Below are 24,253 nucleotides of genomic sequence, written 5' to 3'. Positions count from 1 at the left end.
TGCTTTGAAACCCTGAAGCCGGGATGTGCTTTCCCTATCGTTTCACGTAGGTGACAAAGTCGTACCGGAGACCGTTTTCCGGGGGCTGGGGCCGTCGTTGTGTCTCAGCCCATATATTGCGGTCAAGTTCCGGGAAGTGCGCATCGCCGTCAATCTCTGCCTGAATCTCTGTTGCGATGATTTCCGTGGCGTATACAAGTGCCTGTTCGTACAGATTGGCGCCACCGATGATGTACGCACAGTCATGGCCGTGTGTCAGGCTGATCGCTTGTTCGAGCGATGCCGCGACTTTCGCACCCTGGATTTCTTTCAAGGTTCGTGTTACCACCACATTCAGTCGGCCAGGCAGCGGTCGGCCCAGAGACTCCCAGGTTTTTCTGCCCATGATGATCGGGTGGCCCAGTGTCTGCTGTTTGAAATGCTTCAGATCGCCCGGCAGTCGCCAGGGCAGGGTGTTGTCTCTGCCAATCGTTCTGTTGCGACTGTAGGCAACAATCAGCTTGATGGTGGTGCCTTGCTCACTTGTTGGTTGTGTGGACGTCATACGGCTACTGGCGCTTTGATGTGCGGGTGGTGCTGGTAATTTTCGATCACGATGTCCTCCAGCTCATAGCCGAAGATCGTCTCGGGTTTGCGTTCCAGCTTCAGTGTCGGGTAGGGGTATGGGGTCCGACTGAGCTGCTCTTTCACCTGGTCCAGATGGTTGTTGTAGAGGTGGCAGTCACCCCCGGTCCAGATAAACTCCCCGGCTCAAGATCACATTGCTGTGCAACCATGTGAGTCAGCAGGGCGTAGCTGGCAATATTGAAGGGTACCCCGAGAAAAATGTCCGCACTGCGCTGATATAGCTGGCAAGACAGCTTGCCTTGCGCGACATAAAACTGAAAGAACGCGTGGCAAGGTGGCAGGGCCATGTTCTCGATCTCCCCGACGTTCCAGGCCGATACGATCATGCGTCTCGAGTCCGGCGAGTTGCGAATCTGATCAATGACCTGGCTGATCTGGTCAATCTTGCGTCCGTCAGGCGCTGGCCAGGATCGCCATTGAACGCCGTAGATCGGGCCGAGTTCACCGTCTGCACGCGCCCATTCGTTCCAGATTGATACGCCCCGTTCCTGCAGCCATCTGGCGTTCGAATCGCCGCGCAGAAACCATAGCAACTCGACGAAGATGCTTCGTGTGTGAAGCTTCTTGGTTGTCACGAGCGGAAAACCTTCAGACAGGTCAAAACGCATCTGATAACCAAAGACAGATTTTGTGCCGGTCCCGGTGCGATCTGCTTTCTCTACACCATGCTCATGAACATGGCGCATCAATGTTTCGTACTGATTCATGCTTGTCCGTCACCAGAAGCCGCTTCAATCGCTCCATTCGAGTCGACTATTTCCACGGAAGTTGTGATCTCGGCCGTTTTTTCCATCATCGCAGACGCAGAGCAATACTTTTCATGTGAGAGCTTCACCGCTCTTTCGACTGCCTGCTGAGAAAGATTCTTGCCCGTCACAATGAAGTGGAAGTGGATCTTTGTAAAAACCTTGGGGTCCGTCTCGGTGCGCTCCCCTGAGAGCTTCACGCTGCAGCCTGTCACCTGGTGGCGGCCTCGCTTGAGGATCAGCACGACGTCATAGGCCGTGCAGCCGCCCGTTCCAGCCAGCAGCATCTCCATTGGCCGGGGAGCCAGGTTATGTCCGCCGCCGCCCGGCGCGCCGTCCATTGCCGTGACATGGCCTGATCCTGTTGTTGCCACAAACAGCATGCCATCCGGGCCGCCCCAGTTGACTGTGCATTCCATGCTCATTCTCAGACTCCTTCGTCAATGCGCCAAGATGGCGTCGATCATAATTTTTTGTAAATAGACCTGGCCGCCTGGGTCAATGTCGCTTCATATTCCAGCCGGGTTGCGTGTGCAAGCAGCATAAACAGCGCCCAGCATCTCGTATGATAAAGCCGGTATGCCCCCAGTGTTGCTGTTCCCCCTGTGCCGTCGCTGTTTGGAACCGGTAGAGGAGAATCGCAGAGGGTGGTTGATTCAGTCTGATCTGACTCATATGTTCGGGCAAGGAAGTAAGGGACACTCTCCCTCTCGGGTTTCTATAATTGAGACTAGAGGGTGCATGTGCGCCTGCGCTGGTTTGCCCAGTCTGGTGTGTAGGCCGGTGAGAGTCCGAATCGGTCGATCCTGTTCAAAAGGTGGGAATATGTCTTCAACTTCTGTTCGATTGCGCCGTCATCACACGCCTTTTGAGAAGCTCATTGGTGAAGTCGCTGCAGCACTGCAAGTGGTGTCAGGGGTCGCGCATGCCGCGCGGCCAAACCCTGCCGGAGATTTCAATGAGACCGAAGATGAGGCTCTGAGCCAGCACGAAAAACGTCACAGTGCTGGTTTGATGCGTGTGAATCACGTCGGTGAGGTCTGCGCGCAGGCTCTTTACCGCGGGCAGGCTTTCGTCGCGAAACGCGAACCAACGCGTCAGATGCTGATGGAGTCTGCAGCGGAAGAGGTCGATCATCTGGTCTGGTGCGATCAACGACTTCGCGAACTTGGTAGCCGGGTCAGTTTTCTGAATCCAGTCTGGTACGCCGGTTCGTTTGCACTGGGTCTTGTCGCAAGTCTGACGCCCGAACGATATAACCTTGGGTTCATGGCTGAAACGGAACGTCAGGTCGAGGCTCACCTGGATGGCCACTTGAAAGAGTTGCCTGCTCAGGATAGTCGCTCTCGCAAGATAGTGGTTCAAATGCGGGACGACGAGATCAAGCACCGTAAGACCGCTCAGCGCCATGGGGCGGCGCGACTTCCAGATCCGGTGCCCAGTCTGATGAAACTGACTTCCAGGCTGATGACCTCCAGTTCATACTGGATTTAGTGCCAGGAAAGGAGTCCAAATCGCACCTTGGTACTAACCCTAGCTTTAGTTTGTTGCAGCGCACCAACAAATTACCAAGAGTGTCGTCTGTGTGCGGTCAGGTGGTTCTTGCATTGCACAAAAAAAATCGTTATAGTTGAGGTGTGGTTGATGAAGACGTTAGCTAAAGATCTAGAAACACTTCATTTCACTGCTTTTTGAAAGGTAAGCTACGAAAATTTAGCGAGTTGCATTCAAGGAGCGACAGAGTGAAACGTGAGAGTGATGTTCTGTTGGTTATCGGGAACTTCCTCCCCTGCGCGCAGTCGTAAAAGCTGCTTGTGCAACTGGGGGTGGTTCATCAACACAAGGTTGTCTCCTCCACCCTCCTCCTTTGGTGGATTTGGCCCGGAATCTTACGATCCCGGGCCTTTTTTTATGTGCGCCCAGCATGGGCGCACACCTGCGGGTGCAAGTCCCGCTGCGAGCTGGTCACAGTGAGCAAAGTGAAGCGCAACTGCGAAAGGGTGACCGATCGTGGGGAGAGCGAAGCGAGGGGCCAAGCGTGGAGCGTAAGTTGCGAGCCGACGAACAGAAATCGCATACAAGGCACTGCCGAGCAGAGCGAGCGGGCCATAGACCGCAAAGCTCTTGTGTCCAAGGCGAGGTGGTGTAGATGCGGCGGTTGTGCGACGAAGGTGTGCGTGAACCCTTACCTGGGGAGATCTCGCCTTGATCCTGAAAGGGTATAACGGCGTTGAGCCGGAGCGAGAAGTCAGCAGAGGTCGTAGTAGTCGTCGAACGCAAGGTTGCATCAAAAGCTCTGGACAAACGGATACGTCATCGGCTGCAGGCCCTCACGCTCAGACAATGGCATGGGGACAGATTGGCTTGCACAGGTGCTGTTGAGCGAGTGCACGACAAGCTCCATCCTCGGGAAACCGTCATTCAGGGTTCGAGAATGCGTCAACCGTCAGACAGTAGTGACTGCATCCAGTAGCGCGTGGAAGCGTCCAGATCGCCAAGCGCTTGCTGGTCACCCTGAGTCATGCGTCGGGCCATGTTCTTGCCAAACTCGACACCCCACTGATCAAATGGATTGATTCCCCACAACACGCTCTGGACAAAAACTTTGTGCTCATAAAGTGCTAGCAGTGAGCCTAGTGTGTGTGCAGATAACTCTGGAAGCACAATCAGTGTCGACGGTCTGTTGCCCGGGTGCACCAGATGTGGGGCGAGCTTCTCGATGTCATCTTCACTGCGTCCGGCTTGTGCCAGTTCCTGTCTGACTTGTTCCAGCGGTTTGCCTTGCCAGAGTGTGGCTCGCTGCGCCAGGCAGTTGGCCACCAGAAGTCGCTGGTGTTCCGGGTGCTGGCAATCTGCGCTCCTGCGCACAATGAAATCGACCGGTGCACCTGTCTGGTCCTGGTGAAGCCACTGAAAGAACGTGTGCTGGCTGTCAGTGCCAGGCATGCCCCAGACTGCCGGGCTGATATGCAGTCGGATGGGGCGTGAGTTCTCATCGACAGATTTGCCCAGGGATTCCATTTCGAGTTGCTGTAACCACATGACGAATCCCGCCAGCCTGGCGTCGTACGGGCAGATGACCTGAGATGAGTACCCGAGCACGCTTGTGTTGGCCACCGCGCTCAGTGCCATCTGGACTGGTGCGTTGGTCTGGACAGGACTATCCATGAAATGGGTGTCCATGTCCCTCGCCCCAGCGAGCAGTTGCAGGAACGTGCTCCATCCTAGTGTCAGCGCCAGCGACATGCCAATGCTCGACCAGAGGGAGTACCGTCCACCTACCCAGTCCCAGAACTCGAATATTTGTGCATCGGGTACACCAAATGCTTGAGCCGCTTTGCGATTGGCAGTGAGCGCAACAGTCTGGGCATAAGGATCTTCTACGCCGGCGTTGCGCATCCATTGCAGCGCGTACTTTGCATTGGTAATGGACTCAATGGTCGTGAAGGACTTGGAGGCAATCACGAGCAGCGTGTCTCTCGGGTCCAGACCGTCGAGCGCGGTGGTGATTGCTTGCGCGTCAATGTTGGCTGCAAAGCGAAGCTTACGCCGTGTTTCGTGACCTCTGAGTGACTCCCAGACCATGCGAGGCCCCCAGTCACTACCGCCTATGCCCAGGTGAACGATGTTGCGAAACTGGTTTCGCGCGTTGCACTGATCGACGAATGCTTTCATACATGCAAGCGATTCAGCAATCTGCGCTGATACGACCTCAGGCGCAGGACTCTGGCGCAGAGCTGTGTGCAAAGCAGGCCGGTCTTCGGTCCAGTTTACGTGTTCGCCGCGAAATAGTGCCTGACGCATGGTGTTGAAGTGGTGTGCTTCGAGCAAAGCGACAGAGGCATCATTCATTTCCTGGCTGTTGTGTTGAAGGCTCAGGTCAATGTCCAGGTCTGCAGCCCGGATGATCCGGGTGTCGGCGCAACGTTTCTGGTGAGCACTCCTGACCGAGCGCTCGAAGTCGCTCCACACTTTATTTACGGTTTCAGAATTCTGAAGACTGGACGAGTCAGATAAGCGCAATTTATTCATTTTTCAATTGTGATCAACGATGCAGTGGTTGGCGGGACGATCCTCCCCCGCCAGCCCATGACTAATGCAGCACACTTTGTATCGTTTGAAGGCGAGTCAGTACGAGTTGTTTAGAAAGGTAGCTTGGCATTCGGAGCAAGCCTGGTGAGCTTCTCTCTGAAGACGCCCTTGATCCGGTCGAGTGCCATCGGAGTGTCACCTTCGAACCTGAGTACGACGACTGGTGTCGTGTTGGATGCCCTTGCAAGTCCGAAACCATCCTCATAGTCTGCTCTCACGCCGTCAATGATCGAGACGTCCGCCGGACCGAATGACTGGTCTGCTTGTAAGGCAGCGATGATCTTGAAGGGTTCGCCTTCGGCCATCTCGATCTTCAGTTCCGGGGTTGAGAATGCGTTCGGCAGTGCTTCAAGCTCTGCGCAAGCGTTCTCTGAGCGAGACAGAATCTCCAGAAGACGTGCGCCTGTATAAAGGCCGTCATCAAATCCGAACCAGCGTTCTTTGAAGAAAATGTGACCACTCATCTCTCCTGCCAGTGGTGCGCCGCTTTCTTTGAGCTTGGCTTTGATTAGCGAGTGTCCCGTTCTCCACATGACGGGCTTGCCACCGGCCTGTTCGATGGCAACTGCAAGCTGTCGTGAGCATTTGACATCAAACAGGATCTCGCTACCTGGATTGCGCGACAGCACATCGCGCGCGAACACGATCATCTGGCGATCTGGCCAGATGATCTCGCCGGAACGGGTGACGATACCGAGCCGGTCACCATCACCATCAAAGGCCAGTCCAAGTTCGCAGTCCTCGCGCTCGACTGCAGCAATCAGGTCCTGGAGGTTGTGTGGATCTGCAGGATCGGGGTGATGGTTAGGAAATGAGCCATCGACTTCGCAAAAGAGCTCAACCACCTCGCAACCCAGTGCCCTGAACAGGCGAGGTGCGATCTCCGATGCAACGCCGTTGCCACAGTCGATGGCGATCCGGATGGGGCGTGCCAGTCTGACGTCGCGGGTGATTTCCTCAATGTAGGTATCAATGATGTTGGTGGGGCGGGATTCGCCCCGGCGATCAGCGATCGCAACAGGCCGTAACATCTCGTCTCGCAGGCTGGTAATGGCCTGTCCGTATAGCGTGACCCCTGCCATCATCATCTTGAAACCGTTGTATTCGGGGGGGTTGTGACTGCCAGTAATGGCCACCCCGGTGCCTGTTTCCATCGTGTGAGCGGCGTAATAAACGAGCGGAGTAGGAACCTGCCCAACCTCGATCGTATCGACGCCTTCTTCCTGGATGCCTGTCACGAGTGCCTGGGCAAGATCCGGGCTGCTGTGCCGGCCATCGTATCCGACCACGATGGCAGAAACCTGGGCTTGCCTTGCGCGCTTGCCCAGTGCCCGCCCAAGGAGGGTGGCAAACTCGGGTTCAAGGCGTCGGGGACGACACCCCGGATGTCATAGGCTTTAAAAACATGTGCAGGAAGTTCGCGGTTTGGCATGATGGCGGTATCGCAATAAGGAGCTGGCCAGACCAGGTAGTCGGCCAAGGTTGGTTCGAAGCGCTCGAGGCACTCGCTGAGATTCTCTTGGGGAAAGCTTCATCGGTATTATGGCAGACTGAAAGGTGATATGACGATGATGCACAGGGTTGTCGGATTATGAGGATCAACAGATCTAACAAGGCCCGGCGGTCAGGACAGTACATGACGCAGCGGGACATGACGCGACAAGGGGTTGACACTTGAAAACTGAACTGCAAGCAATTGTTGGAGTGGAGCATGTGCTGACGGATGAGGCGGCGCAACCGTACCTGGAAGACTGGAGAAAGCGCTACAGAGGTCAGGCACTTGCGGTGGTGCGCCCGGGTTCGACCCAGGAGGTCGCCGCGGTCATCAAGCTTTGCTACGATGCCGGCGTCCCGATTGTGACTGTCGGCGGGAATACGGGGCTATGTGGCGGCGCTACTCCCGACTCGTCAGGGCGTTCAGTGGTGCTGTCGACCGGGAGGCTGAACCGCGTTCGTGAAATTGATACAGATAACGACACGATCACGGTCGAGGCGGGGTGCGTTTTGCAGAACTTGCAGGAGGCGGCTCGCAAGGCAGATCGTCTGTTTGCTCTTAGTCTGGCGGCAGAGGGTAGTTGCACAATTGGTGGCAATCTGGCGACCAATGCCGGAGGGACTCAAGTCCTGCGATACGGCAACGCCCGCGAACAGGCGCTTGGTCTGGAAGTGGTGACGCCCCAGGGAGAGATCTGGGATGGGTTGCGCGGTCTCAGAAAGGACAACACTGGTTACGACTTGCGTGACCTTTTTATTGGTAGTGAGGGCACGCTTGGCATCATCACTGCAGCGACGCTCAAACTGTATCCCGTGCCAGTGGCGCAGCGTACTGCGCTGCTTGCGCTACGAAGTCTGCCTGACGCCGTGGCCATGCTCTCTCGCGCACGATCCGGGTTCGGACCTTCTTTGACGGGGTTTGAAGTCATGGCGGGTCATGTGCTGGAAGCGGTCGTGAAGCTGTTCCCGCAGCAGCGGATTCCGTTTGATGGGGATAGTGCCAAGTCTGCCTGGTTTGCGCTGCTGGAGCTGTCCGATAGCGAAAGCGCGGAGCATGCTCAGACGCGGTTTGAGCACGTGCTCGGGCAGGCGATAGAGGATGGTCTGGTGCTCGATGCGGCGATTGCCGAATCGGTTGCGCAAAGCAAGGCGTTATGGCATCTGCGCGAAAGTATTCCGCTTGCCGAGGCAGAGCTTGGTAAAAGCGTCAAGCACGATGTCTCCATTCCGATCTCCCGAATTGCTGAGTTCGTGGACGTGACCAATGCAGCGCTGCAAACAAAGTTTCCCGGCGTCAAGAACATCGTTTTTGGCCATCTGGGCGACGGTAACCTGCATTACAACGTCTCACGATCTGAGGATCAGACCGAACAGGAACTGTTGGGCTTGCAGGACCAGATTTATCAGCTGGTTCACGACAGTGTCCATGCTTTTAACGGCTCAATCAGTGCCGAACATGGGGTTGGCCAGCTAAAGACGCGAGAGTTGCCCCGGTACAAGAGTGAACTCGAATTGCGGTTGATGCGTCAGATCAAGGTGGCGCTGGATCCGAAGGGGCTGCTCAACCCCGGGAAGGTGCTCTACGTCTGAGGCGTTGACATCCCGGGCAGAAGTAAGTGGCCCGTTGCCCCTGCACGATGCGCCGGATGGGTGTCGTGCAGACTCTGCAAGGTGTGTTTTCGCGTTCGTAAACTGCTGCGTGAATGGTGAAATAGCTGCCGGGCTCCCCTGTTGCATTGACATAATCGCGCAGCGTGCTGCCGCCGCTCTCAAGCGCATCTTGCAGGGTCTGGATGATCGCAGCGTGTAGTCGCGTGGCCTGTTGCCGGGTCAGGTCACAGGCAGGCATCTGTGGGTGAATCCGTGCACGAAACAGGCTTTCCGATGCGTAAATGTTTCCGACACCCACCACGATATGACCTGCGAGGAGGGCTTGTTTAATGCTGACACGCCGGTTTTTGACGCCATCAAGCAATGTGTGAGGTGTAAATGCCTGACTCAGTGGTTCCACACCGAGGCGCTCGAGTAGAGGATGCTCAAGCAGGGGCTTGTCCCCGCGCACATGCCAGAGAATCGCACCGAATCTTCTGGGGTCATGCAACCTCAGACTGCAATTCCGGTCAAACAACCATTCGACGTGATCGTGGGTTCTCCAAAGTGCGCCAGGTTCGACTGAGCGGATGGAGCCTGACATACCTAGGTGAACGATCAGGTGGCCTGGATCGAAGCCGAGCAAAAGGTACTTGCCGCGTCGTTCGACCGAGTTCAGGGTGTGACCGACAATTACCTGGGGCAGACAGTCAGGAACAGGCCAGCGTAGCTGACGCTGACGTATCAGCATCGCTTGAAGCTTCTGTCCCTTTGCCGCGGTTTCAATTCCTGCGCGAGTTGTTTCGACTTCTGGTAATTCCGGCATACTCGGGTGCTAAGATCAGGTCTCTATCCAGTTGTGGCAGATTGTGCCACTAATGAGGTGGGTTTGTGGGATTGACTCGTTTGTTTACAACGTCTTCGAAAGGCTGGCTTGGCCCTGCCAAATGTCTGAGCGCTGCGCTGCTGGCCGCTGCCTTCAGTGGTGCCTGTGCCTCGCCGCCGGCCAGCTTTGCGCAGGATAGCGACCTGGAAATACGGCCATTGCCGCAGGAGGATGATGTTATTGTCCTTCAGTCGGACCAGCTGCCCGGCGTGAGGCTGACTGCCGATGTGCTCTACCGGCTTCTGGTCGCTGAATTCGCTGCTCAGCGAGGCGGATTTCAGCCGGCAGCGGACACCAGCCTGGAACTTGCCCGGTTTACAGGCGACCCTCGCCTGGCCCAGCGAGCGGTTGAGTTCTACATGCTTGTCGGAAATTACAGAGGGGCACTTAGCGCTGTCAATGCCTGGCGTGTGATTGATCCAGGCAACGAAGAGGCGCAATCCATGCGACTGGCACTGATGGCGGCCATCGGTCAGACCGGTGGGCTGGTTGATGCGCTGGTCGAGCATGTGGACGCCCGGTCTGACAAAACCGAGGCACTGGCACAGGTCATGGGTATTCTGGCGCGGATGAAGGACCGTGAGGAAGCGCTCCAGATCATCACCGATGTGATCGATCAGAGTGGGCAGACGGGTACCATGTCAGCATTCATGGCAACTGCGGATCTGGCCGAAGCCGCGCAGAACTATGAGCTCGCGTTTGAACAGGCTAGCAAGGCGCTTGCGCTGGATCCGGGCTCTGAAGATGCCGCGATGCGAGTGCTTGACTACGGAGTTCCTGTTGACGCTCAGAAAGCGATTGCCGCTGCCAGGCAGTTTGCGCGGTCTCACCCGCAGGCCAGGCGCCTGAGACTGATGCTGGCTGGACAAATGGCTGAACAAGGCGCGATTGACGAAGCGTTTGATGAGCTTCGCTTGATGTCCGCCGAGTTTCCCGAGGACTTTGATCTGCTGTTTATTCGGGCGCAGTTTGCGTTTCAGATGGGCCGGCTTGACGACGCCAGTCTTTTGCTCAGTGAGTTTATCGAGGTGCAGAGTCAGCGCGAGGACGCGATGTCTGCGGGTGCAACCGACGCGACCGCTGCATTGACCGACGCGTACACACTCATGTCCAGTATCGCAGAGCGTCAGGGTCAGCATGATCGGGCGGTCGAGTGGCTCGGATGGATTGAAGATCCCACAGCGATGTATTCAGCCCGACTGCGTCAGGCCAAGATCCGGGGAGATCAGGGACGTGTCGACGAGGCGGTTCGCATGATCGACGCGGCGCACCCTCTGGATCAGGATGAGCAGCTGATCGGCGTTTTGACGCTCACGCAGATTCTTCGCCAGGATGGCCGGATCGATCAGGCCATCGAGCGGCTGAGAGAGGCTGACAACCAGATCCCTGATTCGGTCGAGATCAAGTATGAGCTGGGTATGTTGCTCGAGCGCAAGGACGATATTCTCGGAATGGAGCGTTATCTTCGGCAGGTGATCGCACTTGATCCAGGGTATGCACACGCTTACAACGCACTCGGATATACCCTGGCAGATCGGGGGGATCGCCTGGGTGAAGCCCTGCAGCTGGTTACTCAGGCGCACCAGATTCTGCCGGACGACCCTTATATCCTGGACAGTCTGGGGTGGGTCAAATACCGTCAAGGCGACCTTGAACAGGCGCGCCGATACCTTGAGCAGGCCTACAACATGCGACCGGAATCCGAGATTGCTGCTCATCTGGGAGAGGTGCTCTGGGAGCTCGGGCAGCAGGAAGCTGCGCGCGCGATCTGGCAGGAGGGCCTGCAGATCAATTCACAGGATCCCGTGCTGATTGAAACCATTCAGCGCTACGGAGCTGATTCTTGACGCAAGTGCTCTTGATTTCAGTGCGACTACGCGATTCAAAGGTGATCAGGTCGCTCTGGCGTTTAATTTGTTTCACAGGGGCGGTCATGCTGATCGCTTCTTGTGCCTCGCATCCTGAACCTGGTTTTGTGTCTCAGTTTGAGAGGTCCGGAAGATTTGTGGCTCAGGTTGTGGCGTCGGGTGAGCCTGCGGAGTCTGTCCAGGGCGGGTTTCGATGGCGTCAGGCAGAGTACGGCTGGCAACTGGACTTGCTCGGTCCGCTCGGAAACACACTTGCGCGTCTGGATGCTTCTCCGGGCGTTGTTGTGTTGCAGCGTCCGGGAAATGAGACAAGGAGCGCGCCTACAGCTTCTGCGCTTGTTGCTGATCTGTTCGGTGCGCAGGTTCCGGTTGATGCACTCGCTGACTGGTTGCGTGGTCATATCCAGGATGATGCGCGTGTCCAGAACGTGCAGTACGACGAGCAAGGTCGTGTTGTCTCGTTGCGACAGGACGGCTGGCAGGTCAGGTTTGATCGTTATGACGGGGCAGGTCCGAGATTGATGGAAATTTCTGGTGTTGAACTGGGACGGACGGTGATCTTGCGGATGGTGGTGGACTCTGCGCACGTATCAGGAAGTTCGCGGGAAGACGGTCACGGTCCGGCAAGCACGGTATCCTGAATCCTCTCCAGGGCCTTTTTGTCAACTCATGTGCACATCAAGTTTTTATTAATTGCCCGAACCGATGACCTTCTACGATTTGCCGGCCCCCGCGAAACTCAATCTGTTCCTTCATGTCGTCGGTCGGCGAGAGGATGGTTATCATCTTCTCCAGAGCCTGTTCCGTCTGATTTCTCTGTCTGACTCCATTACGATTGATTTACGTCGAGACGGAAGGATCAGCCGCGAAAGCACGCTCACGGAGCAGATCGCCGACGAATCAGATCTGGTTGTACGGGCTGCGCGCGCTATTCAGAGAGCAACCGGTTGCGTACTGGGCGCACATATTCATGTCAACAAGCGGATTCCTTCCGGTGCAGGTCTCGGTGGTGGATCCAGTGACGCGGCGACCGTGTTGCTTGCGCTTAATCGTATGTGGCGAACAGGTCTGAATCGCCAGCAACTCATGGCGATTGGCTTGACGCTCGGTGCAGATGTGCCATTCTTTTTGCAGGGTACGGCTGCCTTTGTGCAGGGAATTGGCGAGCAGATCGAGTCAGTCAACGTGCCGGATATCAGTTATCTGGTCTTTAAACCGGATGTCCATATCGAGACCGCAGCAGTTTTTACAGATCCCGATTTGACACGAGACTCAGAAACAGTCAAAATAACGGACTTTTCTGGTTGCATCAATTTCGTTGGGTCAGGAAACACAGTCCAAAACAGGTTGTCCGATGGCGTTATAATGCGAAACAAGACAATCTGGTCAGGCAGCGGTTTCGGGAAAAATGATCTTGAAGCGGTGGTTCTCAGAAGGTTTGCTGCGGTTCATCGGGTAAAATCCTGGTTGTCCACGCTAGGAGTCGAAGCAAGATTGTCCGGTTCGGGGTCTTGCCTGTTTGCAGAAGCAGACACTCCTGAAAGCGCGCAGTTGGCATCAGAAGAATTGCTCGCTAAAATGCAGTCTGGCAATGAAATATCCAACTTCAAGTTGGGGGGTTCTCTGAAATCAGTTCACGTTTGTGACGGGCTTCAGTTCCACCCTTTAAAAGATTGGGTATCCGACTCGTTGGGGAGTCGCCAAGTTGGTTAAGGCACCGGATTTTGATTCCGGCATGCGAGGGTTCGAGTCCTTCCTCCCCAGCCACTCATTCACAAGCTGTTGAACATGCCTCACATCCGTTCGGCGCGGTTCAACAGCTTTTTGTTTTTGACGTGAGCGACGCTTTCATCATGGCCTCTGAAAGTTTCATGATATTTACGGGGACGGCGAACACCCGTCTCGCCGTAGACGTAGTTAATCATCTTGACATGTCGCTCGGCAAAATGACCGTGGGTCGGTTCTCCGACGGCGAAGTCATGGTCGAGATTAACGAAAATGTCCGGGGAAAGGACGTTTTTGTTCTTCAGCCCACCTGTGCACCCACCAATGACAATTTGATGGAAATCATGGTCATGGTTGATGCATTGCGTCGAGCCTCGGCAGGTCGTATCACGGCGGCAATTCCTTACTTTGGCTACGCACGTCAGGATCGGCGTCCACGCTCAGCCAGAGTTGCGATTTCTGCCAAAGTGGTTGCGAACATGTTGCAGGTCGTTGGTGTCGACCGCGTGCTGACGATGGACCTCCACGCCGACCAGATTCAGGGGTTTTTTGATATCCCGGTCGACAACATCTATGCGGGGCCGATTCTGCTCGGAGATATCTGGCGCCGCAATCTTTCCAACCTGGTGGTGGTGTCTCCCGACATCGGTGGCGTGGTTCGTGCGCGTGCGCTTGCCAAGCAGCTTGAAGCAGACCTTGCGATCATCGACAAACGCAGGCCGAGGGCCAACGTATCTGAGGTGATGAATATCATTGGCGAGGTAGACGGACGGACTTGCGTGATCATGGACGACATGGTCGATACAGCCGGGACGCTCTGTAAGGCCGCTTCGGCTCTGAAAGAACGTGGAGCGGGTGCCGTATATGCCTATTGCACTCACGCTGTACTCTCGGGTGGCGCGGTCGAGCGGATCGCTGAGTCAGAACTTGATGAGCTGGTTGTGACAGATACGATCCCGCTTTCTGCGGAAGCGGCGGCAACTGGCAGGATTCGCCAGCTTTCTTGTGCGGCGTTGCTCGGGGAAACAATTCTCCGGATCTCGCACGCTGAATCCGTGAGCTCACTGTTTGTAGACTGATCGTCTCTGATGAACAAGAATTAGATTTCATGCTGGTCGCGGCATGAAACCGATGCAGGGTGCCATAAGGCGCCCTGCCAACATTGGGTCGAGTGACCCGTTCTGGAGTTTAGAAATGGAATTTAACGCAACCCCACGTAGCGTTCAGGGATCGAGTGCGAGCCGCCGCCTGCGCCGTGCAGGTCGGGTGCCTGCAATCGTATACGGTGGTACTGATCAGCCGCTGAGCATCGAACTGGATCATAATGAGATCTACCATAGCTTGCGCAAGGAGCAGTTCCATGCATCCGTGCTGGATATGAAGATCGAGGGCAAGACCCAGTCGGTGATTTTGCGTGACGTGCAATGGCACCCCTACAAGCAGCTCGTTTTGCACGTTGACTTCCAGCGTGTCAGCGCCAAAGAGGTCATTCATACCAAAGTGCCTCTGCACTTCATCAATGCCGAAACTTCACCAGCAGTCAAGCTTTCGGCAGCCGTGATTACTCACGTCGTAACCGAACTCGACATCGAGTGTCTGCCTGCAAACCTGCCCCAGTTCATTGAAGTGAATCTGGCCAAGTTCGTTGCAGGTGCTTCGATGCACCTCGCAGACATCCGTCTGCCCGTAGGTGTCAAGTTCGTTCCGCATGGTGGTGACGAAAATCCGTTGCTCGTAACGGCAGTTATGCCAGGTGGCGCCAAGTCTGACGAGGCTGCTGAGGAAGGTGACGAAGCCGCCGAGTAAACGAGTCTTGTCCGGGTTGCGAGCCTGACAGGTTGTCGACCCGTTACGTGACATTGACCGGCCCTGCTGACATACTAGTCAGCAGGGCGTTTTTTTGGGTGCAAGCATGATAGAAAGTTCGATCCAGCTCGTTGTCGGACTGGGTAATCCGGGTAGTCAGTACGAGCAGACACGTCACAACGTAGGTTTCTGGTTAGTGGAACAGTGGGCGTCACGACTAGGCTCTGCGTTTCATCTGGAGAAGTCTTTTTTTGGGGAAGTAGCCAAATCCAGGAACCATGGGCAACCGATGTGGTTGCTCAAGCCTCAGACTTACATGAACCGTTCTGGACAGAGTGTGAGTGCACTGGCGCGTTTTTACAAGATTGACCCCGAACAGATACTCGTGGTGCATGATGAGTTGGACCTGTTGCCAGGTCAGGTGCGTCTCAAAAAGGGTGGTGGACATGCCGGACACAACGGCCTGAGGGATATTCAATCTGCTCTAGGTGGGCCCGGGTTCTGGCGCCTGCGCATTGGCATTGGACATCCGCGTAGTCTTGGCTTGCAGCAGGGAGTCGCGGATTTTGTGCTGCATCCTCCCCGCCTGGAGGAGGCCAGGGCGATTGATGAGGCACTCGCTCGTTGCGATCAGGCAATGGACAAGATTCTGGACGGCAACATGAACAAGGTGATGGGTGAGTTGCATCGTGATCCGGTCGCTTCTCAACAGGCAACAGGCGCATGACCGCTCAGACGTGGCGCCAGCAGTGGCGCTTGTTCATCCGGTTTTGTGCCAGACCTTATCTGGCACCACGCCGTCGTCATATTCACCCGCGTGCCGGTTGGGTGCAAGACTGGTTACCCGATATCGGTTGGCGTGATCTCCTGAAGTGGGCAACGGCGCTCTGGTTGCTGAACATGTTCCTGTTCGGTCCGCTGGTGATCGGTGTAGCACAGAGTGCGGGTGCAACCCACGCTGTCAGCCCTACGCAGTTGCCATGGTTACTGGCGCTTGTGTGGGCGCCGCTGGTCGAGGAGATGTTGTTCCGGTTCGGTTTGCGTCGACCAGCTATTGCTTTATGGCTGGTGCCGCTCATGATCATGGCACTCTGGAACGGGCCCGGCCTGGTGCAAGGTTTGCTGTTTGCGTTGGGCCTTTACCTGATCTATCGTTCAACGCGATCAACCAGTGTGCCAGCACCTGGCGCGAGGCGATGGCTAAAGCGATATCGCAATCATTTCTGGTGGATCTTTCACGCTTCGACTTTGCTGTTTGCCGCCCTTCATATTAAAAACTTCACGTTCGAAGCGTTCGAATGGTGGATGCTGCCTATTCTGGTATTGCCCCAGTGGATCACCGGGCTGGTACTTGGCTGGATGCGGGTGATGCACGGCATTGGCGCGGCGATCCTGTTGCATGCGCTCTTTAATTTTGGGCCGCTTTTACTGGTCTGGACGACCGTTCAGCTCGTGCCGTCAGACATGTTGCCCTAGCCGACATTCAGAGCAGGCGTACCGCCCGATCCGACAGTGATGGGGTGGTGATCGTCCACCCAATTCCTGGTGTCCGTCAGTTAAGTACGCCGTGGTCGCGAGAAAAGCTGTCTCGCAACTCACGTTTGAGGACCTTGCCGATTGCGTTGCGGGGCAGCTCAGCGACTATCTCAAGTCGTGCCAGGCGCTGTGTCTTTCCCAGCCGTTCATTGACCCAGGCCAGAATATCACCATCACCCGCACTCGCTCCTGGTTTGAGCACGACAAAGCCGACCGGTGTCTCTCCCCAGCGCTCTGATGCAACCCCGACCACAGTGCAATCCAGTACATCAGGGTGCTGAATCAGCTCGCTTTCGAGGTCTGAAGGGTAGATATTGAATCCACCGGATATCAGCATGTCCTTCTTGCGGTCTCCGAGTACAAGAAACCCGTCTTCATCGAAGCGTCCGACATCACCTGTCCGAATGAATCGCAGCCCTTGCGGTGAGTACCATTCAGCCTGGCGGGTCAGGTCGGGCTGCCGATGGTACCCCTTCATCATGGCCTTGGAGCGACCAACAATCTCTCCTTGCTGGCCAGGGGCAACTTCCACGCCTTGATCATCAATGATCCGGATCTCGCAACCTTCCGCTGGTTGCCCGACCGTGTGCAGTTTGTCGCGATGTAAGTGAGCCTGAAGTTCGCACCGGCCTCCGCCTTCAGTCATGCCATAAATCTCAGTCAGTTCACCAGGCCAGCGATCAAGTACATCCGCCTTTAGCTTGGCTGTAAACGGCGCGCTGGTAGAAAACTTCCCCTGAAAACCCGACAGATCGAATCGGTCGAACGCTGGGTGTGCCAGGATGCGCTGGAACTGAATAGGAACCAGGATGGTGTGGGTCGCACGGTAACGGTGCGCCTGTTCGAGGTACTTCTGTGCGTCGAACTTGTCCATCAGCACCACGGTTGCCCCGATCGCAAGCGATGGCAACACAGCCACCAGGGTCGTGTTCGAGTACAACGGTGTACCTGTCATGACGACCGACTCTGGCCGGTATCCATTGATCCAGGCGCGTTGGATGTGGGAATAGCGCATTCCATGCGGTTGCACAATTCCCTTGGGAACACCGGTCGTACCAGAGGAGTAGATCAGATTGAACGGGTCTTGCGGTTTGATCTCGACTGGTTTGGGCGTCAACTGGTCGTCAAGCCAGGATGACCACGGCGTTGCCACCTCACTGTCATCCACTGTGATGCGCTTAAGGTGAGCGAGTGCTTGCTGCTGTGGCCATTCACCATGAACCGCCTGATCCAGAAACAACCATCTGGCTTCACTGTTGTCCAGCATGGCAGTCAGATTATCCGCACGTGCTGACGGAGGCAACGGAGCCAGTACTCCCCCGGCGCGCAGGCATCCACAGTAAGTCGCCACGTAACGAATGGATGTCTGGGCGCAGACCGCGACGACGTCACCTGGTACAAGTCCGTCTCGTTGCAGGCTTGCCGCAACAGCATCGACCATCGCATCAAAAGTCTGGTAGTCAATGACTTCATCATTCAGGATGATGGCTGGGTGGCCAGGCTGCTCGATTGCCGTCTGGCGCAACAGGTCTGAGAGTGTCTGAAATGGAGAATTGATACGTTCGGATATGGTAGTCATGATGCTACGGAAAGTGTTCTTCAAGTCGTTCAAAGTGATTGAGGCAACCCGCAGATGCCTGGCTCGGCCGTTTCACATAAAGGTTGCCAGCGATGATCCAAGATAGCACGCAGCAACTCTTGCCGGTCAACGCGCACGTGAGTAAACGACCGGAAAGTGCAGGAATGTCCTGTTCATCCTCGGACGTCTGGGTATAACTCGTTGGAGAAATCTCGTGAGTTCGGAGGTCGTCTTGTTAGCGGGTTAAAATCGGGGGTTTCGCGACCCGTTGACAGGTTTCCTGTATGCCACGAGGCAGCAACCTGACGGGTTTGTCACGATGCCTGAGTGCATGTGGTGCGGCTGGCCAGGCGTTGAAAGCCCGCCGGTAATTGCTATGCGCACCGTTGAGGTTGCCTGGTGTCTGTTGCGTCACCCGTACCTCTTGTATCGCAGCTCTGGTGTCCATCTTGTTTCCCGAGGAAGTTCAATGAGTTTGAAGTGCGGTATTGTTGGTCTGCCCAACGTTGGCAAGTCCACTCTTTTTAATGCGCTGACCAAAGCGGGAATCGCCGCAGAAAACTATCCTTTCTGCACCATTGAACCCAACGTTGGCGTGGTCGAGGTTCCTGATCCGAGGCTTGAGAGTCTTGCCGGGATTGTGAAGCCAGAGCGCATTCTGCCCGCGACTGTCGAGTTCGTGGATATTGCCGGACTGGTCGCTGGAGCGAGCCAGGGCGAGGGGCTTGGAAACCAGTTTCTGTCGCACATTCGGGAAACTGACGCGATCGTCAATGTGGTTCGGTGTTTTGAGGATGACAACGTAATTCACGTCGCAGGCCGTGTGGATCCGATTGCTGATATCGAAGTCATTGAAACGGAGCTGGCGCTGGCTGATCTGCAAACGGTTGAGAAGTCATTGCACCGGCACCAGAAAACAGCGCGATCTGGTGACAAGGATGCGCAGAAACTGGTCACCATCCTTGAGCAATGTGTCAAACACCTTGATCAGGGGCATCCTGTACGCACCTTGGACCTGGATGAAGGCGAGCGCAAACTTCTCTCGCCTTTGTGTCTGATCACGGCCAAACCTGCTATGTACGTTGGTAACGTGAGCGAGCATGGCTTTGACAGCAATCCTCTCCTGGACAACCTGAAAGAGTACGCAGAAAAGCGCGGCGCGCCCGTAGTTGCAATCTGTGCCGCGACCGAGGCCGAGATTGCGGATCTGCCTGACGAGGACAAAGAGATCTTCCTGGCAGACATGGGTATGCAAGAGCCAGGACTGAACCGACTGATCAGGGCTGCATTCAGACTGCTGGGATTGCAGACTTACTTCACGGCTGGTGTGAAAGAGGTGCGTGCCTGGACAGTACCCGTCGGTGCATCGGCGCCCCAGGCAGCAGGCGTGATCCACACGGATTTTGAGCGGGGTTTCATCCGGGCGCAGACAATCGCATACGAGGACTTTATTGCCTGCAAAGGTGAGCAGGGTGCGAAGGAAGCCGGCAAGATGCGATCAGAGGGCAAGGAGTATGTGGTGCAGGATGGTGACGTCATGAACTTCCTGTTCAACGTCTAGCCAGGTGCAATACTGTTCACGGTATCCCGTGAACAGTGACAGCATGCCAACCACCCCGTTTACGCGGGGTTTTTTGTGTCTGGCTCGCCTGCGCCAGCAAGGCTGCCAGGTTGGCATTCGAGCAGGCCACACTCGCATTGTTTCACATGCGACGAGTGTCTCTCATCAGAGTATCGGGGCTCTCTAGCACTGTGCGCAAGGTTCAACCGGTAACCCGCGTGCCACCCAGCCAGGACCATCTGAACTACCGAGCATACCTTCGGGATATGTTTGACGTTGGTGAATCCTGTTTCCGATAGAATCTCGGCCATGCGACTGCTGCGGTTGCCAGTGCGACATATCAAGACAATGGGTGCATCGAGATCGTTGTTGACTGTTCGCGCAACCTCTTTTGCAAATCCGGGGATGCCTTGCGGGTGGTTCATGTCGATCGCGACAACATCCCTTGCCAGACCAGTCTGCTTCCATTCGTCCGGACGCCTGATGTCGATCAGTGTGATCTCGCCAGCCTGAGCTTGTTCGAAGGCTTCTGGTGCTGTCAGCTGCCGGGCGTCTTCACCCGAGCAGGCGGATACCAGGAGTGCCGTTGCCAGACAGAGAAGAGTTTTCCTGAACATGTGTGGTGAACTCAATAGTGGGGCGGAATATCGTCTCTGGGGTCGCGCGCGTGCGCGCCGCTAGAGTGCTCAGATCGTTCTTGAATCTGGCGTATCTGAGCGTCGAGACGATCAATCTGTGCTTGTTGACGAAACGCCAGGTTGTTGAGTTCTTCGAGCAGATCCTCCGCAAAACTCAGTTTGGTTTCGATCCGTTCGAGCCGTTCCTCAATTTCGGATTTCTGCATGGTGAATGAGCCTTCTAGCGTTGGTGGGATGCATATCAGTGTGCAAATACTTTAAATAATTGTAGATCGTTTGATCGATGGCAAGGTCGGATGTTCCAGTGAAACCTCCGAGACAAACCACTTTCAAGTCACTTGACTGGGGTGAGCAACGGACAGGTCTGCCATTGGAGCGCGGCCAACTGCTCATGCCCGGCAAGGGAAGGGGTGGGTCCAATGAAGGCCAGTAGCGCTTCGGGTCATCTGGCTACCAGGGCAGTTGTTCGCCGTTGTAGGACCAGAAGGTTCCGGAGTTGTCGGAACTAAGCTGGTCAAGAACCGAAAGCAGGTCGCTCGCAGCATCTGTTGCGGGGCGTCCGATCTCGGCACCGCGAAATGGCGCTGAAAGTCGGCTGTTAACCGTACCGGGATGCAAAGCGACCAGTGCGGCCATTGGGTGAGTGCGAGCCAGCTCGATTGCTGCGGTCCGGACGACCATGTTCAACGCTGCCTTGGATGCTCGGTAGCTATACCAGCCACCGAGACGATTGTCACCTATGCTGCCGATCTTGGCTGAAAGCACGCCCATCAGACTGCGCGAGTCCCTTGCGAGTAATGGAGAGAATTGGGCAATGGTGAGCGCCGGACCGATAGTGTTGATCCTGAAATTGTCTGCCATCTGTTGTGCGGTCAGCCCGGACAGGCGTTTCTCTGGCAACTGGTTTGCCTGATGCAGCATGCCAGTTGCAATGAGGATCAGGTGAAAGGGCGCTTGAGACCGCAGTTGCCGCGCTGCATCGGCGATACTTGATTCGTCGTTGTAGTCCAGGGGTGGGGTGCTGTTTCGGCTGAGTCTGACAAGGTTCGAACAACCTGGATCTTTTTCCAGGTACTCGGCGAACGCCGAGCCGATCTCACCAGTTGAGCCAATGATCAGTGCGTTATATCCATTTGGAAGGGACTTCATATGGCTGTCCTCGAGTAATGCCTAGAGTGATTCGATGTGTTCCAGAATCCACTGCGCACGGTTTCTGATTTCTGCCCGTTGCTCGTTGTTCATTTTGCCGATTTGTCGGTACGCCATAACCAGACGGGGGTTTTGACGCAGGGTTGGTCCATGGTGTTCAAAGAAATTCCAGTAAAGCGCGTTGAATGGGCAGGCTTGATCGGAAGTTTTCTGCTTTTTGTTGTAATGACAGGTTTTGCAGTAATCACTCATGCGGTCGATGTATGCCGCGCTGCTGACGTAGGGTTTGGTGGCTATCAGTCCCTGATCTGCCCATTGGCTCATTCCCGCTGTATTGGGAAGTTCCACCCATTCGAACGCGTCGATGTATACGCCCAGGTACCACCGATGCAACTCCTGTGGGTCAAGACCTGCCAATAGCGAGAAGTTTCCGATCACCATCAGTCTCTGGATATGATGAGCATGGGCTGTTTTGAGTGACTGGCCGATGCTATGGCGCAGGCAGTTCATTCGGGTCTGTCCGGTCCAGAACCACGACGGCAGCGGGCGATGATGATCAAGTCCGTTGAGTTGGTCGTATCCAGGCATCTGCGACCAGTAGATGCCTCGGACATATTCGCGCCAGCCGATAATCTGGCGGATGAAGCCTTCAACCGCTGCCAGGGGGGCGTGCCCAGCTTCATGAGCTTGCTCGACTCGCCTCACGACCTCAAGCGGATGCAGCATTTTTGTGTTGAGTGCAAAGGACAGCAGGCTGTGAAACAGTCGTTCACTGCTGACACTCATCGCGTCCTCGTAGTCCCCGAAGTGTGGCAAAGTGTGCTCGACAAATGCCTCGAGCTGGGAAAGCGCTTCATCACGATCACAAGGCCAGCGAAACGTCTGCGCCTGAGAATCCCCAAAACTTTTGACACCGCAGCCTTCTATCATGGCCCAGAGCGCACTGTGATCGTGGACAGAGCGAGTGTCGTCAGGCTCGGCTGGTGTGCCTGGCCACGGCTTACGGTTTTCCTTGTCAAAGTTCCATTTTCCACCGACCGGTGATCCATCTGCCGCAATCAGGACGTTCCATTTTCTGCGCATGACCCGATAGAAGTGTTCCATCAGCCATTGCTTGCGCCCTTTAAACAGGTGGGACATCTCGTTGCGGTCGGTCAGGAAGTGATCGGTGTCCACGGTTTCATATTCGAATGTCCCGGCTTTGGCCCAGTTTTGCAGACATTGATCAAGGCGCCATTCATCCGGAAGTTGCCATTGCATGCGTTGCGCCTGATAGCGGGCGAAAAGGGCATCAAGGTTGTCAGTGATGGAGTGCCGGTTTGAAGGATCATCTAACGTTACATAACGGACCCTGTGTCCCTGTTGGCGCAGCTTGCCAGCAAAGGCGCGCATGGCAGCGAAGATCGCGATGATTTTCTGGGCATGGTGCAGGACATAGTCGGTTTCTTGCCGAACCTCCATCAACACGTACAGCACACCTGGATCCGTGTTCTCGAACCAGTGGTGGCGCGGGTTCAGTTGGTCACCCAGAATGAGCCGAATAGTGTGTGCCGGAGTAATGGAGATTTGGTTTCCGGACAGTGAGGTGCTCAATCTTTGCTCCATTTTTGCTGATATCGGCCTTGTGGATCGTACTGTTGCATTTGCTTTTGCAGGTTGAAGTGCCGACCACCTCGTGGATCCGTACCGCGTCCTGCAATGTACAGCCAGTTTCCCTGGTTGCTGTACGGGTCGTAGTCCAGCAATTGTGATTCGAACCAGGCCGCGCCGGCGCGCCAGTCTCCACCAATATCATGAACCAGGTAACTCGCAACGATCTGTCGCAGTCGATTGCTCAGGAATCCCGTGAGTCGCAACTCTCGCATGGCAGCATCGATCAGTGGCTGTCCTGTTTCAGAGTGACACCAGCGCCAGAATCCTTCCTCGTTGTGCCCGGCGTAGCCGCTTGCCGCATGAAATCTGGGCGGCTGGAAGTCTGCCAGTCCCCTCTGTCTGTAGAGCTTTTGTCCATATTGACGGTGCAGGAAACGGAAATAGTCGCGCCAGAGAAGTTCGAACCACAGCCAGTAGCTTCCGTCATTGGCACCGTAAGATTCCTCAAACCCGCGCAGTTGAGACATGACTTCACGTGCCGAGAGCGAGCCTGTTGCGAGCCACGGAGACCATTTGCTCGAGTACCCGGTTCCGGTCAGGTCGTTACGGGTCTGTTTGTAGGTGTGTGGCCTTCGTGCGTGGAGATACTGCTCGAGATGTGTCAGTCCAGCCTGTTCTGTTCCATCGAACTCCGGTTGCGTATAAGGAAACGAGGACCGCGGATCCAGAAAGGGTGCAGGCAGGGTGGCAGGTCTGCCCGATAGCCCGGCTGGAATTGCCATGTCAGGTGCTGCGGGCAACCGTATCGGCACGGACAAGGGGGCGGGAGGCTGAATGCGCGCCGACTCTATCGCCTGTCTGAAGGGAGTGAATGACGCGGGAAGCTTCTGTGCTGGCCAAGGCAGATCGTACGGATCCAGCATCGAGCTTTGCCAGACTGTCGTGACGGACAACCCTGCTGCGCGTAGTGCGACGACTTCCTGTTCTTCATAGGGGGCGGCGATCGACTCGCAGTAGATCCTGCGGGTCCCGATGGAGCGGGCGAGTTCGGGAAGTACTTTCTCCGGGGCACCAAGGCAGTGAAGCAAGGTGCTGCCAAGTCCGGTCAACTCGCGTTCGAGGCCTTGCAGTGCACGCTGTATCCAGTACCGTCGATGCAGTCCTTGTTGTCTTGCGAATCCCCAGGGCGAGGCCATGTCCTGGTCCAGGTGACAGTAAACCGGCAGTATCGTGCTTGCACCAGAATCGATGGCTGCCTTCAAGGCAGGTTGGTCGTGAAGCCGCAGGTCGCTTCTGAACCAGAAGATGACAGTTTTTTCCATGTCCGAATGTCGTTGTTGTGCGGCCGCAACGGCCTGCTCAG

At 55.8% G+C, this 24,253-nt stretch carries 20 protein-coding genes, 1 tRNA gene and 2 pseudogenes; 11 read left to right on the top strand and 12 right to left on the bottom strand.

Annotation, left to right across the window (positions count from 1 at the left end):
- Positions 1 to 34: 34 nt before the first annotated feature.
- From DBV39_RS12285 to DBV39_RS12275, 3 genes and pseudogenes are all read right to left on the bottom strand, one after another.
- On the bottom strand, positions 35 to 544 hold the full coding sequence (locus DBV39_RS12285; RefSeq protein WP_108621770.1) for a dihydrofolate reductase: 510 nt from the start codon (positions 542 to 544) through the stop codon (positions 35 to 37).
- A pseudogene (locus DBV39_RS12280) lies at positions 541 to 1,334 on the bottom strand (thymidylate synthase). The gene DBV39_RS12285 and the pseudogene DBV39_RS12280 overlap by 4 nt, the downstream one beginning before the upstream one ends.
- Positions 1,331 to 1,792, bottom strand: coding sequence for an OsmC family protein (locus DBV39_RS12275; protein WP_193853071.1), 462 nt, complete (start codon positions 1,790 to 1,792; stop codon positions 1,331 to 1,333). Before DBV39_RS12275 ends, DBV39_RS12280 begins: the two are co-directional and overlap by 4 nt.
- A 406-nt stretch (positions 1,793 to 2,198) precedes the next feature.
- Between DBV39_RS12275 and coq7 the strand changes: the two genes are divergently transcribed.
- Positions 2,199 to 2,867 (top strand): 2-polyprenyl-3-methyl-6-methoxy-1,4-benzoquinone monooxygenase, encoded by a 669-nt coding sequence (gene coq7, locus DBV39_RS12270; protein ID WP_108621768.1) that lies wholly within the window; start codon positions 2,199 to 2,201, stop codon positions 2,865 to 2,867.
- A gap of 945 nt (positions 2,868 to 3,812) precedes the next feature.
- Here coq7 and pgi read toward each other — a convergent pair.
- Positions 3,813 to 5,405 (bottom strand): glucose-6-phosphate isomerase, encoded by a 1,593-nt coding sequence (pgi, locus tag DBV39_RS12260; RefSeq protein WP_108621767.1) that lies wholly within the window; start codon positions 5,403 to 5,405, stop codon positions 3,813 to 3,815.
- Between the two features lie 110 nt (positions 5,406 to 5,515).
- Positions 5,516 to 6,897, bottom strand: a pseudogene (locus DBV39_RS12255) (phosphomannomutase/phosphoglucomutase).
- Between the two features lie 254 nt (positions 6,898 to 7,151).
- Between DBV39_RS12255 and DBV39_RS12250 the strand changes: the two are divergent.
- Positions 7,152 to 8,549 (top strand): FAD-binding oxidoreductase, encoded by a 1,398-nt coding sequence (locus tag DBV39_RS12250; protein WP_108623255.1) that lies wholly within the window; start codon positions 7,152 to 7,154, stop codon positions 8,547 to 8,549.
- Here DBV39_RS12250 and mutM read toward each other — a convergent pair.
- Positions 8,521 to 9,375 (bottom strand): bifunctional DNA-formamidopyrimidine glycosylase/DNA-(apurinic or apyrimidinic site) lyase, encoded by an 855-nt coding sequence (gene mutM, locus DBV39_RS12245; RefSeq protein ID WP_108621766.1) that lies wholly within the window; start codon positions 9,373 to 9,375, stop codon positions 8,521 to 8,523. The two genes, DBV39_RS12250 and mutM, sit on opposite strands and share 29 nt — an antisense overlap.
- An 80-nt stretch (positions 9,376 to 9,455) precedes the next feature.
- Here mutM and DBV39_RS12240 point away from each other — a divergent pair, with 80 nt between their 5' ends.
- The 8 genes from DBV39_RS12240 to DBV39_RS12205 all read left to right on the top strand — a co-directional run bounded on the left by DBV39_RS12240 (position 9,456) and on the right by DBV39_RS12205 (position 16,310).
- A complete protein-coding gene (locus DBV39_RS12240; protein WP_159078928.1) occupies positions 9,456 to 11,282 on the top strand; it encodes a tetratricopeptide repeat protein in 1,827 nt (608 codons plus the stop codon).
- An 86-nt stretch (positions 11,283 to 11,368) separates the two neighbouring features.
- Complete coding sequence (gene lolB / locus DBV39_RS12235) at positions 11,369 to 11,944, top strand: lipoprotein insertase outer membrane protein LolB (protein WP_159078927.1); 576 nt, start codon at positions 11,369 to 11,371, stop codon at positions 11,942 to 11,944.
- Between the two features lie 64 nt (positions 11,945 to 12,008).
- Complete coding sequence (gene ispE / locus DBV39_RS12230) at positions 12,009 to 13,016, top strand: 4-(cytidine 5'-diphospho)-2-C-methyl-D-erythritol kinase (RefSeq protein WP_108621763.1); 1,008 nt, start codon at positions 12,009 to 12,011, stop codon at positions 13,014 to 13,016.
- Positions 12,994 to 13,070 (top strand) — tRNA-Gln (locus tag DBV39_RS12225). Before ispE ends, DBV39_RS12225 begins: the two co-directional genes overlap by 23 nt.
- Positions 13,071 to 13,156: 86 nt before the next feature.
- The gene (locus DBV39_RS12220) at positions 13,157 to 14,107 is read left to right on the top strand and encodes a ribose-phosphate pyrophosphokinase (protein WP_193853070.1); all 951 of its coding nucleotides are present in this window, start codon (positions 13,157 to 13,159) and stop codon (positions 14,105 to 14,107) included.
- 115 nt (positions 14,108 to 14,222) lie between these two features.
- Positions 14,223 to 14,834, top strand: coding sequence for a 50S ribosomal protein L25/general stress protein Ctc (locus DBV39_RS12215; protein WP_108621762.1), 612 nt, complete (start codon positions 14,223 to 14,225; stop codon positions 14,832 to 14,834).
- A gap of 106 nt (positions 14,835 to 14,940) precedes the next feature.
- Entirely contained in the window at positions 14,941 to 15,561 is a 621-nt protein-coding gene (pth, locus tag DBV39_RS12210; RefSeq protein WP_108621761.1) for an aminoacyl-tRNA hydrolase, read from the top strand.
- Complete coding sequence (locus DBV39_RS12205) at positions 15,558 to 16,310, top strand: CPBP family glutamic-type intramembrane protease (RefSeq protein WP_108621760.1); 753 nt, start codon at positions 15,558 to 15,560, stop codon at positions 16,308 to 16,310. Before pth ends, DBV39_RS12205 begins: the two co-directional genes overlap by 4 nt.
- Positions 16,311 to 16,386: 76 nt before the next feature.
- Here the strand turns inward: DBV39_RS12205 and DBV39_RS12200 are convergent, their stop codons facing one another.
- Positions 16,387 to 17,949, bottom strand: coding sequence for a class I adenylate-forming enzyme family protein (locus DBV39_RS12200; protein ID WP_108621759.1), 1,563 nt, complete (start codon positions 17,947 to 17,949; stop codon positions 16,387 to 16,389).
- A 469-nt stretch (positions 17,950 to 18,418) separates the two neighbouring features.
- Here DBV39_RS12200 and ychF point away from each other — a divergent pair, with 469 nt between their 5' ends.
- Complete coding sequence (ychF, locus tag DBV39_RS12195) at positions 18,419 to 19,510, top strand: redox-regulated ATPase YchF (RefSeq protein ID WP_108621758.1); 1,092 nt, start codon at positions 18,419 to 18,421, stop codon at positions 19,508 to 19,510.
- A 59-nt stretch (positions 19,511 to 19,569) separates the two neighbouring features.
- On the opposite strand, the gene DBV39_RS12190 is transcribed toward ychF, so the two are convergent.
- From DBV39_RS12190 to DBV39_RS12170, 5 genes are all read right to left on the bottom strand, one after another.
- Positions 19,570 to 20,127 carry a rhodanese-like domain-containing protein gene (locus DBV39_RS12190; RefSeq protein ID WP_108621757.1) on the bottom strand — a complete coding sequence of 186 codons (558 nt, stop codon included), beginning with the start codon at positions 20,125 to 20,127 and terminating at the stop codon, positions 19,570 to 19,572.
- Between the two features lie 11 nt (positions 20,128 to 20,138).
- Positions 20,139 to 20,354 (bottom strand): SlyX family protein, encoded by a 216-nt coding sequence (locus tag DBV39_RS12185; RefSeq protein ID WP_108621756.1) that lies wholly within the window; start codon positions 20,352 to 20,354, stop codon positions 20,139 to 20,141.
- A gap of 244 nt (positions 20,355 to 20,598) precedes the next feature.
- Complete coding sequence (locus tag DBV39_RS12180) at positions 20,599 to 21,297, bottom strand: SDR family NAD(P)-dependent oxidoreductase (RefSeq protein ID WP_108621755.1); 699 nt, start codon at positions 21,295 to 21,297, stop codon at positions 20,599 to 20,601.
- A gap of 21 nt (positions 21,298 to 21,318) precedes the next feature.
- On the bottom strand, positions 21,319 to 22,890 hold the full coding sequence (locus tag DBV39_RS12175; protein WP_227870614.1) for a cryptochrome/photolyase family protein: 1,572 nt from the start codon (positions 22,888 to 22,890) through the stop codon (positions 21,319 to 21,321).
- A complete protein-coding gene (locus DBV39_RS12170; RefSeq protein WP_108621753.1) occupies positions 22,887 to 24,212 on the bottom strand; it encodes a DASH family cryptochrome in 1,326 nt (441 codons plus the stop codon). The genes DBV39_RS12175 and DBV39_RS12170 overlap by 4 nt, the downstream gene beginning before the upstream one ends.
- Positions 24,213 to 24,253 lie beyond the last annotated feature (41 nt).

This window comes from Orrella marina, assembly GCF_003058465.1.
Lineage (GTDB): Bacteria > Pseudomonadota > Gammaproteobacteria > Burkholderiales > Burkholderiaceae_B > Algicoccus > Algicoccus marinus.
The sequence above is the reverse complement of the archived record's forward strand: the minus strand, read 5'-3'. Positions and strand labels throughout refer to the sequence as shown.

Excerpts from the sequence above, each read along its gene's own strand:
- DBV39_RS12220 (WP_193853070.1), top strand. The coding sequence starts at position 13,157 with ATGGCCTCTGAAAGTTTCATGATATTTACGGGGACGGCGAACACCCGT.
- DBV39_RS12190 (WP_108621757.1), bottom strand. The coding sequence starts at position 20,127 with ATGTTCAGGAAAACTCTTCTCTGTCTGGCAACGGCACTCCTGGTATCC.
- DBV39_RS12170 (WP_108621753.1), bottom strand. The coding sequence starts at position 24,212 with ATGGAAAAAACTGTCATCTTCTGGTTCAGAAGCGACCTGCGGCTTCAC.
- DBV39_RS12205 (WP_108621760.1), top strand. The coding sequence starts at position 15,558 with ATGACCGCTCAGACGTGGCGCCAGCAGTGGCGCTTGTTCATCCGGTTT.
- DBV39_RS12215 (WP_108621762.1), top strand. The coding sequence starts at position 14,223 with ATGGAATTTAACGCAACCCCACGTAGCGTTCAGGGATCGAGTGCGAGC.
- DBV39_RS12285 (WP_108621770.1), bottom strand. The coding sequence starts at position 544 with ATGACGTCCACACAACCAACAAGTGAGCAAGGCACCACCATCAAGCTG.
- DBV39_RS12185 (WP_108621756.1), bottom strand. The coding sequence starts at position 20,354 with ATGCAGAAATCCGAAATTGAGGAACGGCTCGAACGGATCGAAACCAAA.
- mutM (WP_108621766.1), bottom strand. The coding sequence starts at position 9,375 with ATGCCGGAATTACCAGAAGTCGAAACAACTCGCGCAGGAATTGAAACC.
- DBV39_RS12275 (WP_193853071.1), bottom strand. The coding sequence starts at position 1,792 with ATGGAATGCACAGTCAACTGGGGCGGCCCGGATGGCATGCTGTTTGTG.
- coq7 (WP_108621768.1), top strand. The coding sequence starts at position 2,199 with ATGTCTTCAACTTCTGTTCGATTGCGCCGTCATCACACGCCTTTTGAG.
- ispE (WP_108621763.1), top strand. The coding sequence starts at position 12,009 with ATGACCTTCTACGATTTGCCGGCCCCCGCGAAACTCAATCTGTTCCTT.
- pgi (WP_108621767.1), bottom strand. The coding sequence starts at position 5,405 with ATGAATAAATTGCGCTTATCTGACTCGTCCAGTCTTCAGAATTCTGAA.
- lolB (WP_159078927.1), top strand. The coding sequence starts at position 11,369 with ATGCTGATCGCTTCTTGTGCCTCGCATCCTGAACCTGGTTTTGTGTCT.
- pth (WP_108621761.1), top strand. The coding sequence starts at position 14,941 with ATGATAGAAAGTTCGATCCAGCTCGTTGTCGGACTGGGTAATCCGGGT.
- DBV39_RS12180 (WP_108621755.1), bottom strand. The coding sequence starts at position 21,297 with ATGAAGTCCCTTCCAAATGGATATAACGCACTGATCATTGGCTCAACT.
- ychF (WP_108621758.1), top strand. The coding sequence starts at position 18,419 with ATGAGTTTGAAGTGCGGTATTGTTGGTCTGCCCAACGTTGGCAAGTCC.
- DBV39_RS12200 (WP_108621759.1), bottom strand. The coding sequence starts at position 17,949 with ATGACTACCATATCCGAACGTATCAATTCTCCATTTCAGACACTCTCA.